Source organism: Actinomadura flavalba DSM 45200 (assembly GCF_000374305.1).
Taxonomy (GTDB): domain Bacteria; phylum Actinomycetota; class Actinomycetes; order Streptosporangiales; family Streptosporangiaceae; genus Spirillospora; species Spirillospora flavalba.
This window is the reverse complement of record NZ_KB894097.1, coordinates 400,846-414,752: the sequence shown is the minus strand read 5'-3', so window position 1 is coordinate 414,752 and position 13,907 is coordinate 400,846. Positions and strand designations below refer to the sequence as shown.

Below are 13,907 nucleotides of genomic sequence, written 5' to 3'. Positions count from 1 at the left end.
CGAGCACGCCGCCCGTGAGCGCGTCGGCTGCGAGCACGCCGCCCGTGAGCGCGTCGGCTGCGAGCACGCCGCCCGTGAGCGCGTCGGCTGCGAGCGGTGCGGCTGGGGCGGTTCCGTCTGTGGGCGTGCCTTCACCGCGTGGGGCTTTGGTCGGGGGTGAGTCCTCTGTGGTTGTGCCGTTGCCGGCTGGTGCGGGGGCGGCTGGGGACGGGGGGTTCGGTGCTGGAGGGGGTGGCGTCGCGGGGGGTGGGGTTCCGGGGGGCGGTTCTTCTGGGGGTGGTGCGGGGGTTCGGTTTGTTTCGCCGGTGAGTGTGTGGGCGGCGGGGGGTGCCGAGCAGGAGGAGAGGCCGGAAGGCGTGGGGAAGGTCGACTGTGGGCGGCGGAAGTGTGTTGCGCTGACGTTTGACGATGGGCCTATGGGGGCCACGTCGCGGTTGCTCGGGATTCTTGAGAGGCGTCGGGTGCGGGTGACGTTCTTTCTCGTTGGGCGGAATGCGGCGAGTCATCCGGAGATCGTGCGGCGGACGGCGGCGGGTGGGCACGAGCTGGCCAATCACAGCGACACGCACACCGATCTCGGCGCGGCGTCGTCCCGGAAGGTGCGGGACGAGCTGGCCCGGACCCAGCGCGCCATCCGTCAGGCGACCGGGACGACGCCCACGCTCATGCGTCCCCCGTACGGCTCGACGGACGGGACCGTCGCCGCGGCCGCCAAGCGTGAGGGGCTGGCGCAGATCCTGTGGTCGGTCGATCCGCTCGACTGGCAGGTGCGCGACGCGCGCACGGTCGCGCAGCGCGTCGTCCGCCGGACGCGGCCGGGCGACATCGTGCTCCTGCACGACATCCACCCGACGACGGTCGCCGCGACGCCGGTCATCATCGACCGCCTGGCCGCCAACGGCTACACCTTCGTCACCGTGACCGAACTCTTCGGCCACCGCCCCCAACCCGGCCGCCGCTACAACTCCCGCTGACCCGCACCAGCGAACAACCCACACGCCCCGGCGTCCCGCCTGTTCAGAGACGCCCCGCCGGTCCGGCCGCCGGACACAGCCCCACGCCCGGCGGGTCGCCCGCTCGGAGACGCCCCGCCGGTCCGGGCCGCCGGACACAGCCCGTACGCCTGGCGGGCACAGCCCGCCTGCCTGATGGGCGCCTGCTCGGAGACGGCCCGGCGACCCGGGTTGCCGGGTGCAGCCCGTACGCCTGGCGGGTCGCGTGCCCGGAGGCGGTCGGCGACCTGGGCTGCCGGGGCGCAGCCCGTGTGCCCGGTGGGTTGCCTGCCCGGACACGGCCCGCTGACCCGCACTCGCGGACGCAGCCCGTACGCCTGGCGGGTCGCGTGCCTGGAGGTCGTTCGGCGGCCCGGACTGGTGGGCGCAGCCCGCACGCCTGACGGACGCCTGCTCGGAGATGGCCCGGCGACACAGGCTGGCGGGCGGCTCGTACGCCTGGCGGGCCGTGTGCTCGGAGGCGGTTCAGCGATCGGGGCTTGCGGGCGCAGCTCGCGTGCCCGGTGGGTACCTGGTCCGGCGGTCCGGCGGCCCGGGCTGGCGGGCGTGGCCCGTACGTCCGGCGGGTCGCGTGCTCGGAGGTGGTCCGCCGACCGGGCTGGCGGGCGCAGCTCGCATGTCCGGTGGGTTGCCTGCTCAGAGACGGTCCGCTTACCCGCACCTGCGGTGGCCTGCTCGGAGACGGTTTGAGAGCTGGGTCGCCGGGCGCAGCGCTACGGACGTGTCCGTAGGCGGATGTGGGCGTCGTGGCGGGTGGGTGCGGGTTGTGTCCGTCTGTGGGACGGGGGGTGGATCAGGGGTCTCTCCGGGGTTTCCCCGATGGTGGGTGGGGTGGGGGCGGCGGAGCATGGACGTATGAGAAACGATCAGGGGTCCGATCTGCTGCGAGTGTCCGACGCCGAGCGTGAGCCGGTGATCGCGCGGGTGCAGGACGCGTACGCCGACGGACGGCTCGACCACGACGAGTTCGAGCTGCGGATGCAGCTCGCCATGACGGGCAAGACCCGCGCCGACCTGCTCGCGGTCACGCACGACCTGCTGCCCGCCCCGTCCGGCCGCGCCAAGGACAAGAAGGCCAAGGCGCCCCTGGGACCGGTCACGGGCGAGGACCGGATGCTGGCGTCCGCCGCGCACCTGCTCGGCATCGTCACGCTGTTCGTCGGCCCGCTCGTGCTGATGCTGACGAGCGGCAAGCGCTCGGAGTACGTGCGCCGCCAGGCCGCCGAGGCCGTCAACTTCCAGCTCACCCTGCTCGTCGTCACGCTGGTGACGTTCGGTGTCGGCGGCATCGTCTACGCGGTGGCGTGGATCGCCTCGGCGGTCGCGGCGATCATGGCGCTGACGGGCGACGACTTCCGCTACCCCTGGATCGCGCGTCCGGTCAAGTAGGGGATTTATTCCCCTCCGGATGGGTGAGCACCCTCTCCCCGAAATTATGTGGACGATACATGGGATGATCGTTTTACTGGGTCCACAGGAGGGGAAGATGACGGAGCTGCTGGTCAACGACGATCACGAGCGGGCGGTCGAGGCACTCCGGAGGTCGTATGCGGCGATCCCGGAAGGCCGGCCGATCCGGTTGGCGAAGAAGACCTCGAACCTGTTCCGGTGGCGCGACCCGTCCGAGGCCCCCGGCCTGGACGTGTCCGGGTTCGACCGCGTCCTGAGCGTCGACGCCGAGGCGCGCACCGCGCGGGTCCAGGGGATGACGACCTACGAGGACCTCGTCGACGCGACGCTCCCGCACGGCCTGATGCCCACGGTCGTGCCGCAGCTCAAGACGATCACGCTGGGCGGCGCCGTGACGGGACTCGGCATCGAGTCGACGTCGTTCCGGCTCGGCCTGCCGCACGAGGCGGTGCGGGAGTTGCAGGTGCTGACCGGCGACGGCCGGATCGTCACCGCCACCCGCGACAACGAGCACAGCGACCTGTTCTACGGCTTCCCGAACTCCTACGGCACGCTCGGCTACACGCTGCGCCTGGAGATCGACCTGATCGAGGTGAAGCCGTACGTCCGCCTGCGCCACCTGCGCTACGGCGACGCCGCCGCGCTGAGCCGCGCGATGGCCGAGATCGTCGAGGCGGGCGTCTACGAGGGCGAGACCGTCGACTTCGTGGACGGCACGGTCTTCGGCCCGGACGAGCAGTACATCACCCTCGGCTTCTTCACCGACGCGGCGCCGTACACGTCCGACTACAAGGGCCAGGGCATCTACTACCGGTCGATCCAGCAGCGGTCGGTCGACTTTCTGACGGTCCGCGACTACATCTGGCGCTGGGACACCGACTGGTTCTGGTGTTCGGGCGCCTTCGGCGTGCAGCACCCGGTCGTCCGGCGGCTGTGGCCGGATCGGGCCAAGCGGTCGGACGTCTACCGGAAGATGGTCGCCTACGACCGCCGCCATCAGGTGCTGGCGCGGATCGAGCGCTGGCGCGGTCTGCGGCCCCGCGAGGACGTCATCCAGGACATCGAGGTCCCGGTGGAGAACGTGCCCGCCTTCCTGGACTTCTTCCACGCCGAGGTCGGGATGAGCCCGATCTGGCTGTGCCCGCTGCGGGCCCGCGAGGACTGGCCGCTGTATCCGCTGGCCAAGGGCCGCACGTACGTCAACGCCGGTTTCTGGGGGACGGTCCGGCTCCCGCCCGGACGTATCCCCGAACATCACAACCGTCTCATCGAACGTGCCGTAGCGGGTCTTGACGGGCATAAGTCCCTCTATTCCACTGCTTTTTACAGCCGGGACGAGTTCTGGCGTCACTACGACGGGGAGACCTATCAGCGGCTGAAGCTGACGTATGACCCGGCGCAGCGACTGCTGGACCTCTACGACAAGTGCGTGCGCGGGCGCTGACGCGGCCGCCGCATCGGGGGAGGCCCCGGCCGGGGCCGGTGCGCAACGCGATCGCCCGGAAGGGCGTGAGGACAGGAGGATCAAGATGACGCTGGCCAGGGTCTTCGAGGAGCTGGCCGGAGCCGGGGCGCCGGTGGAGTTCACGGCGTACGACGGTTCGCGATCGGGGGTGGCCGGGTCCGCGATCCGGTTCGACGTCCGCTCCCCGTACGCGGTGTCGTACCTGGTGCACTCGCCGGGGGCGCTCGGGCTCGCCCGCGCGTACGTCACGGGGATGGTGGACGTCAGCGGCGACATGTACACGGCGCTGGCGACGATGCAGCAGGTGCTGGGGAAGATCACGCCGCGTGACAAGCTGCGGATCGTCGGCGGGGTGCTCTCCGATCCGCTGCTGCGCGGCGCGATGACGCGCCGGCTTCCGGCCCCGCCGCAGGAGGCGCCGTTCAGCCGCGTCCCGTCGTGGCTGCGGCATTCCAAGCGGCGGGACGCGCAGGCGATCTCCCATCACTACGACGTCTCCAACACCTTCTACGAATGGGTGCTCGGCCCGTCCATGGCCTACACCTGCGCGTGTTATCCGACCGAGCACGCGACGCTGGAGGAGGCGCAGTTCCACAAGCACGACCTGGTCGCGAGGAAGCTCGGCCTGGAGCCGGGGATGCGGCTGCTGGACGTGGGCTGCGGCTGGGGCGGGATGGTGATGCACGCCGCCAAGGAGTACGGCGTGAAGGCGCTCGGCGTGACGCTGTCCAAGCAGCAGGCGGAGTGGGCGCAGAAGGCCATCGCCGACCGGGGCCTGTCGGACCTGGCCGAGGTCCGCCACATGGACTACCGGGACGTCACCGAGACGGGGTTCGACGCGGTCAGCTCGATCGGCCTGACCGAGCACATCGGCAAGGCGAACCTGCCGTCGTACTTCGGGTTCCTGTTCGACAAGCTGAAGCCGTACGGGCGGATGCTGAACCACACGATCACCCGGCCGGACAACCTGGCCCCGGCGATCAAGCAGGACGGGTTCATCAACCGGTACGTCTTCCCGGACGGCGAGCTGGAGGGCCCGGGCCACATCCAGTCGCAGATGAACGACGCCGGGTTCGAGATCCGGCACCAGGAGAACCTGCGCGAGCACTACGCGCGGACGCTCGAAGGCTGGTGCCGCAACCTGGACGAGCACTGGGACGAGGCCGTCGCCGAGGTCGGTGAGGGCATCGCGCGGGTGTGGCGCGTCTACATGGCGGGCTGCGTGCTCGGGTTCGAGCAGAACTGGATTCAGCTCCACCAGACGCTGGGCGTGAAGGTGGACGACCAGGGCGGCGCGCGGATGCCGCTGCGCCCCGACTGGGGCGCGTGACGGTACGGCAACGAAGGGGCGCCGCGCGCGGCGCCCCTTCTCCGTTTGATGCAACCATCGCGGGTAGAGCGACCGAAGATCGTTCGGAAACGTGGCTCCCCGTGAAAGGCCCCCGATGCGCGCGACGCTCCGCTGGCTGGCGCCGGCCCTGATCCTGCTGGTGTGGCTGCTGGGCGTCGGTCCGCTCGGCCAGTTCGCGGGCAAGCTCGGTGACGTTCAGAGCAACGACCAGACGACGTTCCTGCCCGCGAGCGCGGAGTCGACGCGGGTGTCGGCGCTGCGACGCGGGTTCGAGGACACCGACGCCGCCCCGGCGATCGTCGTGTGGGAGACGTCCGGCGGCCCGGTCACGGCCGAGCAGCGCGAGGCGGCGGGCCGCGCGCTCGCCGCGATGGCGCGGCAGGTGAAGCTGGACGGCGAGGCGTCGCCGCCGCTGCCCGCACCCGACGGCCGCGCGCTCCAGGCCGTCCTTCCCGTCGCCGCCGACGCCGAGGAGCCGCGCGACGTCATCGACACGCTGCGCGCCACCGCCGGCGAGGTACCCGGCATGACCGCCTTCGTCGCGGGTCCGGCCGCGTTGCAGGCCGATCTCAGCGGCGCGTTCGCGGGCATCGACGGCATCCTGCTCCTCGTCGCGGTCGGCGTCGTGCTGCTGATCCTGCTGCTGGTCTACCGGGCCGTGCTGCTGCCGCTGGTGGTCGTGGTGGGCGCGGTGCTGGCCCTGGCGCTGGCGTCCGCCGTCGTCTACCTGCTCGCGGACGCGGGCGTGATCGACCTCAACGGCCAGACCCAGGGCATCATGTTCATCCTGGTCGTCGGCGCCGCCACCGACTACGCGCTGCTCGTCGCGATCCGGTTCCGGGAGGAACTGGCCGAGGGCGGCGACCGGGGACGCGCGATCCTGCGCACGTGGCGGCGCTCGCTGCCGCCCATCGCGGCGTCCGGCGCGACGGTCGCGGCGGGCCTGCTCATGCTGCTGTTCAGCGACCTGAACTCCAACCGGGCGCTGGGCCCGGTCGCGGTGATCGGCGTGGCCGCCGCGATGCTGTCGGCGCTGACGTTCCTGCCCGCCGCGCTGGCGCTGCTGGGCCGCGCCGCGTACTGGCCCGCCCGCGACCTGCGCCGGGGCCGCCGCGTCTGGGAACGCGTCCGCGATCTCGTCGCCCGCCGTCCGCGCCGCCTGTGGGTGGGGACGACGCTGGGCCTGGCGGCGTTCGCGGTGTTCATGCCGACGCTCAACGCCGACGGCATCGCCCAGACCGACGTGTTCCTGCGCGACGAGCCGTCCGTGCAGGGCCAGCGCGCGCTGGAACGGCACTTCCCGGCCGGCGCCGGGAGCCCCGTCGTGATCATCACGCGGCAGGGCGCCGCCGACGCGGTGACGCGCGCCGTCCAGGCCGATCCGCGCGTCGCGGAGGTCCGCCCGACGGGCGAGGGCGACCGGCCGGGCGGCCCGCCGAAGGTCGTGGACGGACGCGTCGAGCTGAACGCCACGCTGTCGGTCGCGCCCGACGGCGACCGCGCGTTCGACGCCGTCGCGGACCTGCGCCGCGCCGTGCACGCGGTCCCGGACGCGGACGCGCTGGTCGGCGGCTACTCCGCGACGCAGTACGACACGATCCGCACCTCCGAGCGGGACCGCGCCGTCATCATCCCGCTGGCGCTGGCGGTCATCCTGCTGATCCTCATCCTGCTGCTGCGCTCGATCCTCGCGCCGGTGCTGCTCGTCGCGACCGTCGTGCTGTCCTACCTGGCGATGCTCGGCATCGCGGCGCTGGCGTTCAACGGCCCGCTCGGCTTCCCCGGCGCCGACCCGGTCGTGCCGCTGTTCGGGTTCATGTTCCTCGTCGCGCTCGGCGTCGACTACAACATCTTCCTGATGACGCGCGTCCGGGAGGAGTCGGTCGAGCACGGCACCCGGGAGGGCGTGCTGCGCGGCCTCGTCGCGACCGGCGGCGTCATCACCTCGGCGGGCGTGGTGCTGGCCGCGACGTTCGGCGCGCTGTCGGTCATCCCGCTGGTGTTCATGGTCGAGCTGTCGTTCATCGTGGCGTTCGGCGTGCTCATCGACACGCTGATCGTGCGGTCGCTGCTGGTGCCCGCGCTCGTCCGCGACGTGGGTCCGGCGACGTGGTGGCCCGCCCGGCTGCGAGGGGATAAAGTCCGCGATCATGGGTGATATCCACCGGGTGACCGCCAACGACGTCGAGTTCGCCTACCTGGAGGCGGGCCCGGACGACGGCCCGCTCGCCCTGTGCCTGCACGGCTTCCCCGACTCGGCGCACACCTGGCGGCACCTGCTGCCCGAACTCGCCGACGCGGGCTACCACGCCGTCGCGCCGTTCCAGCGCGGCTACGCGCCCACCGCGATCCCCGCCGACGGCGCCTACCAGACCGGCGCGCTCGCCACCGACGCCGTCGCCCTGCACCAGGCGTTCGGCGGACGCGACGACGCCGTCGTCCTCGGCCACGACTGGGGCGCGGCCGCCGCGTTCGGCGCCGCCACCCTCGAACCGGGCCGCTGGCGCCGCGTGGTGACGCTCGCGCTGCCGCCGCTCGGCGCGATGATGACGCGGTTCTTCGACTACGACCAGCTCAAGCGCTCGTTCTACGTGTTCCTGTTCCAGACGCAACTGGCCGAGCACGCCCTCGACCGCGACCTGGTCGCCGCGCTCTGGGCCGACTGGTCGCCCGGCCACGACGCCGCCCAGGACGTCGAGTACGCCTGGGAGTGCCTGGCCGAGCCGCAGCACCGCGCGGCGGCGCTCGGCTACTACCGGGCCCGCCTGGACGCGTCCCTGCACCAGGAGCGCTACGCCGACGCCCAGGCCGCGACCAACAAGGCCGGCGGCACGCCCGTCCTGTACCTGCACGGCGCGGACGACGGCTGCATCGGCGCCGAGGTCGCCGAACCCGGCCTCGTGATGAAGCACCTGCCGCCGGGCTCGCGCGCCGAGATCGTCCCGGACGCCGGGCACTTCCTGCACCTGGAGAACCCGAGCGACGTCAACGCCCGCGTGCTGGAGTGGCTGCGGGTGGAGCCCCCGGCGTAGGACGGGGCGCCGCGGGGTGAGATCCTGCCCGCAGAGCGCCGTCCCCCCGGGAGGTTCGCATGGTTTCCGCACCTGATTTCGGTCTGACCGCAGAGGACTACGGGCGCCATCGCGCCGGTTTCCCGCCGGGCCTGCTGCGCCGGCTCCAGGGCTTCGGCGCCGGTGTGCGCGGCCAGGACGTCGTCGATCTCGGCACCGGCACCGGCAGCCTGGCGCGGCTGTTCGCGCAGGCCGGGGCGTCGGTCACCGGCGTCGATCCGTCCACGGCGCTGCTCGGGCAGGCGCGCGAGCTGGACCGCTTCGCGGGCGTGACGATCGCGTACCGCGAGGCGACCGCCGAGGACACCGGCCTGCCCGCGGGCTGCGCCGACGTCGTCTCGGCCGGGCAGTGCTGGCACTGGTTCGACGCGCCCGCCGCCGCGGCCGAGGTGCGGCGGCTGCTGCGCCCCGACGGCTTCGTCGTCATCGCGCACTTCGACTGGATTCCGCTGCCCGGCAACGTCGTCGAGGCGACCGAACGCGTCATCGTCGCGCACAACGCGGCGTGGGCGCCCGTCGCGGGCGGCACCGGGCTGCACCCGCGCTGGCTCACCGACCTCGCCACCGCCGGGTTCACCGGCATCGAGACGTTCTCGTTCGACCTGGACGTCCCCTACACGCCCGAGGCGTGGGTGGGGCGGGTCCGGGCGAGCGCCGGGGTCGGCGCGGTCCTGCCGCCGGACGAGGTCGCCGCCGTCGACGCCGAACTCGGCGCGCTGCTGGCGGCGGACTTCCCCGGCGACACGCTCGCCGTCTCGCACCGCGTGTGGGCCGTCGTGGCGCGGCCCTGAACGGCCGTGGGGCCGGGGACGCGACGTCCCCGGCCCGGCGCGGCTAGCGCAGCTCGCGCTTGAGGATCTTGCCGGTGGCGGTCATCGGCAGCTCGTCGCGGAACTCGACGATCCGCGGGTACTTGTAGTTCGCGAACTGCTCCTTGCCCCACTCGACCAGCTCGGCCTCGGTGATCGTGGCGTCCGGGGTGCGGATCACGTACGCCTTGATCTCCTCGCCGTGCGACTCGTGCTCCACGCCCACGACGGCGGCCAGCGAGACCGCCGGGTGCCCCATGAGCACCTCTTCCAGCTCGCGCGGGTACACGTTGAACCCGCCGCGGATGATCATGTCCTTGGAGCGGTCGATGATGTAGTAGTAGCCCTCGTCGTCGCGGCGGGCCACGTCACCGGTGCGGAACCAGCCGTCCTGGATGGACGCCTCGGTCGCGTCGGGGCGGTTGTAGTAGCCCTTCATGATGTTGTGGCCGCGGATGGCGATCTCGCCGGGGCCCTCGCCCTCGATCGTCTTCCACTCCTCGTCGATGAGCTTCATCTCGACGCCCCAGACGGGCAGCCCGATCGAGCCGGGCTTGGCGGGCCGGTCGGGGCGGTTGAACGAGGCGACCGGCGAGGTCTCCGACAGGCCGTAGCCCTCCAGGACGTCCGCGCCGAACTTCGTCTTGACGCCCTTGAGGACCTCCAGCGGCAGCGACGCGCCGCCGGCGACCGCGACGGTGAGGTTCTCGCGGATGGCGGTGATGTCCTCGTCGGAGGTGTCGTCGGTGAGCAGCGACCAGTACATCGTCGGGACGCCCGCGAACATGTTGACCTTCTCCTTCACCATGAGGGAGATGGCCGCCTTGGGCTCGAAGCGCGGCAGCAGGACGAGCGTGGCGTGCCGGAAGAAGCCGACGTTCATCACGCAGGTCTGGCCGAAGATGTGGAACAGCGGCAGCGTCACGAGGAACGTGTCGTGCAGCGACTTGGCGAACAGCGTGTCGGAGACCATCGCGTTCGTCAGCAGGTTGCCGTGCGTCAGCTCGGCGCCCTTGGGCTGGCCCGTGGTGCCGGACGTGTACAGGACGACGGCGGTCTCGGTCGCCTCGGTCTGCACGGTGTCGAACGTCTTGGGCTTGTCGCCGAGGGCGGCCCAGAACAGCTCGGCGCCCTCGATCGGGGACTCGGTCGTGGCGAGGCTGGCCGGGAGCAGGAAGAAGTGCTCGCAGCCGTCGGCCTGCTCGAACCCGGCGTGGCCCATCTCGCCGAGCGGCAGCTCGGGGGTGCCCTCGAAACAGAAGAACGCCTTGGCGTCGGAGTCACCGAGGTGGTAGGCGATCTCGCGCGGCTTGAGCAGGACGTTGAGCGGTACGACGACCAGTCCGGCCTTGAGCGCCCCGAAGTAGATCATCGGGAAGTACGGGAGGTTCGGGACCGCCAGGGCGATCTTGTCCCCCCGCTGGAGACCGCGGGAGACCAGCAGGTTCGCGACCTGGTTGGCGACCTGGTCCACGAACGAGTACGACAGCCGCATGTCGCCGAAGACCACCGCGTCGCGGTCGGGCGTCTCGCGGGCGGCGTCCTCCAGCAGGACGGACAGGTTCAGCATGGCACTCCTCGTACTGGGGTTGTCACCAGGCGGTTATTACTGATGAGTGTACGAACGGTTTCGCTCATCCTGGTACATACGGTGCTTACTTCGCTATCCCTGAGCTGCGAAGTTCCGGGAAAACGTCCCCGGAACGGTCCCGCCGACGGCACTGCGATGGGACACCCCGCGATCCCTTGCCTCTGCGCTAGTCTTTGGGGTATGCGGTCCCGGCGCCTTCTTCGCCCGCCGCGCTGACCTTCGGACAGGTTCGCGCGGCCACCCCTCCCTGCGAGGGGTTCTGTCATGTCAGGGGCAGGTGCGACCGCACCCCCGTACCTAAACGGAACAGTGGAGTAGCGACCGTGAGCAGCGACGAGACCTCTCGTAACGACACCCCGGAGGGGTACGACCCCCGGGCCGTCCAGGACACGTGGTCGGCCCGGTGGGCCGAGCTCCGGCCGTTCCGGGCGGACGAGAGCGACGACGCCCGCGAGCGCCGCTACGCGCTGGACATGTTCCCCTACCCCTCCGGCGACCTGCACATGGGCCACGCCGAGGCGTTCGCCATCGGCGACGTCCGCGCCCGCTTCTGGTTCCAGCGCGGCTACGACGTCCTGCACCCCATCGGCTGGGACTCCTTCGGCCTGCCCGCCGAGAACGCCGCCATCAAGCGCGACTCGCACCCCGCCGAGTGGACGTACGCCAACATCGAGACCCAGGCCGCGTCGTTCCAGCGGTACGCGCCCTCGTTCGACTGGTCGCGGCGGCTGCACACCTCCGACCCCGAGTACTACCGCTGGACCCAGTGGCTGTTCCTGCGCTTCTACGAGCGCGGCCTGGCCTACCGCAAGGGCGGCCAGGTCAACTGGTGCCCCAACGACCAGACCGTCCTGGCCAACGAGCAGGTCGTCGGCGGGCACTGCGAGCGCTGCGGCTGGCTGGTCGAGAAGCGCGTCCTGACCCAGTGGTACTTCCGCATCACCGACTACGCCGACCGCCTGCTGGACGACATGGACCAGCTCGAAGACGGCTGGCCCGAGCGCGTCCTGCTGATGCAGCGCAACTGGATCGGCCGCTCCACCGGCGCCGACGTCGACTTCGTCATCGAGGGCCGCGACGCGCCCGTCACCGTCTACACGACGCGGCCCGACACGCTGTTCGGCGCGACGTTCATGGTCGTCGCCGCCGACGCGCCGCTGGCCGAGGAGATCGTCGCGCCCGAGCAGCGCGCCGCGTTCGAGGCGTACCGCGACGAGGTCTCCCGCGAGAGCGAGATCGAGCGGATGTCGGCCGAGCGCGAGAAGACCGGCGTGTTCCTGGGCCGGTACGCCGTCAACCCCGTCAACGGCGAACGCATCCCGGTCTGGGCGTCGGACTACGTGCTGGCCGAGTACGGGCACGGCGCGATCATGGCCGTGCCCGCGCACGACCAGCGCGACCTGGACTTCGCGCTGAAGTTCGACCTGCCGGTGCGGGTCGTCGTGGAGACCGGCGGCCCCGACCCGGTCCAGAGCGGCGTCGCCACCCCCGGTGAGGGCACCATCGTCAACTCCGGGCCGATCGAGGGCCTGACCAAGACCGACGCCATCCCGCGCATCATCGAGGTGCTGGAGGAGCGCGGGACCGGCAAGGCCGCCGTCAACTTCCGGCTGCGCGACTGGCTGGTGTCGCGGCAGCGGTTCTGGGGCTGCCCCATCCCGATCGTGCACTGCGCGGCGTGCGGGGAGGTGCCCGTCCCCGACGAGGAACTGCCCGTCAAGCTGCCCGCCGACCTGAAGGGCGCCGACCTGGCGCCCAAGGGCACGTCGCCGCTGGCCGCCGCCGAGGCGTGGGTCAACGTCGCGTGCCCCAAATGCGGTGGCGCCGCGCAGCGCGACACCGACACGATGGACACGTTCGTCGACTCGTCCTGGTACTACTTCCGGTACTGCTCGCCGCAGTACACCGACGGGCCGTTCGACCCCGAGGCCGTGCGGCGCTGGATGCCCGTCGACCAGTACACCGGCGGCGTCGAGCACGCGATCCTGCACCTGCTGTACAGCCGGTTCTTCACCAAGGTCCTGTACGACCTGGGCATGATCGACTTCACCGAGCCGTTCCTGCGGCTGCTGAACCAGGGCCAGGTCGTCAACGGCGGCAAGGCGATGTCGAAGTCGCTGGGCAACGGAGTCGACCTGGGCGAGCAGATCGACGAGTTCGGCGTGGACGTCGTCCGGCTGGCGATGCTGTTCGCCGGGCCGCCCGAGGACGACATCGACTGGGCGGACGTCTCGCCGCAGGGCATGGCGAAGTTCCTGAGCCGTCTGCACCGGGTCGCGGCGGAGGTCACGTCCGAGCCGGGCACGGCGCCCGCCGGGGGCGACGTCGCGCTGCGCCGCGTCACGCACCGGACGATCGCCGAGGTGACGACGCTGGTCGACTCCGACCGGTTCAACGTGGCGATCGCCCGGCTGATGGAGCTGGTCACCGCGACGCGGCGCGCGATCGACGGCGGCGCCGGGCCCGCCGACCCGGCCGTCCGCGAGGCCGCCGAGACGGCGACGCTGATCCTGTCGCTGTTCGCGCCCTACACCGCCGAGGACGCGTGGGACCGGCTGGGCCGCCGGGCGCCCGTGGCGACGGCGGGCTGGCCCTCGGCCGATCCGGCGCTGCTGGTGCAGGAGTCGGTGACGTGCGTCGTCCAGGTCGCCGGGAAGGTCCGGGACCGGCTGGAGGTCGCGCCCGACATCGACGCCGCCGACCTGGAGCGTCAGGCGCTGGCGTCGCCGAAGATCAAGGACGCGCTGGCCGGCGCCGACATCGCCAAGGTCATCGTCCGCGCGCCGAAGATCGTCAACATCGTGCCGCGCCGCTGACGAGCCTCCCGCCGTCCCGCGCCGTCCCGGCGCCGGACGGCGGGGACCGCCGCGTATGCGCGGGACACATGCCGGGGTTTCGACGGGGATGACCCCACGGCATGACGGGCAAGCTGCGCGTTTCGACGCCGGTGGTGGGAGATGGGCAGCGCGAGATCAGCTCGCGGCGCGGGTCGCGCACGACGGTTATCCACAGCTCACCGCCGGGATCACCTGCGCGCTCCCGGATGCGAGAGACTTGAATCAAGGGGGTCCCCCAGAGGGTTGCGGGACCTCTCGTCGCAGTGCAGGCATGGGCGCGACGCCGTCGTATGAGCGGGCCACCCGGCGTGTGCGAGCCGCCGGGTGTGTGCGGGCCGCCAGGCGTGTGCGGCCGCCAGG

9 protein-coding genes are annotated in these 13,907 nt (G+C 71.7%); 8 read left to right on the top strand and 1 reads right to left on the bottom strand.

The features are described 5' to 3' along the window. Positions 1-14: 14 nt before the first annotated feature. From C229_RS35980 to C229_RS0120580, 7 genes are all read left to right on the top strand, one after another. On the top strand, positions 15-974 hold the full coding sequence (locus C229_RS35980; protein ID WP_338029182.1) for a polysaccharide deacetylase family protein: 960 nt from the start codon (positions 15-17) through the stop codon (positions 972-974). 894 nt (positions 975-1,868) lie between these two features. Then, positions 1,869-2,402: a DUF1707 and DUF4870 domain-containing protein gene (locus tag C229_RS0120605; protein WP_026313994.1), complete on the top strand. Its 534-nt coding sequence runs from the start codon at positions 1,869-1,871 to the stop codon at positions 2,400-2,402. Between the two features lie 97 nt (positions 2,403-2,499). Next, entirely contained in the window at positions 2,500-3,867 is a 1,368-nt protein-coding gene (locus tag C229_RS0120600; protein ID WP_018657000.1) for an FAD-binding oxidoreductase, read from the top strand. Between the two features lie 85 nt (positions 3,868-3,952). Next, on the top strand, positions 3,953-5,218 hold the full coding sequence (locus C229_RS0120595; RefSeq protein WP_018656999.1) for a class I SAM-dependent methyltransferase: 1,266 nt from the start codon (positions 3,953-3,955) through the stop codon (positions 5,216-5,218). Positions 5,219-5,333: 115 nt separating this feature from the next. Further along, a complete protein-coding gene (locus C229_RS0120590) occupies positions 5,334-7,397 on the top strand; it encodes an MMPL family transporter (protein WP_018656998.1) in 2,064 nt (687 codons plus the stop codon). Then, positions 7,390-8,271, top strand: a complete 882-nt coding sequence (locus tag C229_RS0120585) for an alpha/beta fold hydrolase (protein ID WP_033424581.1) — start codon at positions 7,390-7,392, stop codon at positions 8,269-8,271. The genes C229_RS0120590 and C229_RS0120585 overlap by 8 nt, the downstream gene beginning before the upstream one ends. Before the next feature lie 59 nt (positions 8,272-8,330). Continuing rightward, positions 8,331-9,101: a class I SAM-dependent methyltransferase gene (locus C229_RS0120580; protein ID WP_018656996.1), complete on the top strand. Its 771-nt coding sequence runs from the start codon at positions 8,331-8,333 to the stop codon at positions 9,099-9,101. A 43-nt stretch (positions 9,102-9,144) separates the two neighbouring features. On the opposite strand, the gene C229_RS0120575 is transcribed toward C229_RS0120580, so the two are convergent. After that, the gene (locus C229_RS0120575) at positions 9,145-10,689 is read right to left on the bottom strand and encodes a long-chain-fatty-acid--CoA ligase (protein WP_018656995.1); all 1,545 of its coding nucleotides are present in this window, start codon (positions 10,687-10,689) and stop codon (positions 9,145-9,147) included. A 344-nt stretch (positions 10,690-11,033) separates the two neighbouring features. Here C229_RS0120575 and leuS point away from each other — a divergent pair, with 344 nt between their 5' ends. Beyond that, complete coding sequence (gene leuS / locus C229_RS0120570) at positions 11,034-13,526, top strand: leucine--tRNA ligase (RefSeq protein WP_018656994.1); 2,493 nt, start codon at positions 11,034-11,036, stop codon at positions 13,524-13,526. The last annotated feature ends 381 nt before the right edge of the window (positions 13,527-13,907 follow it).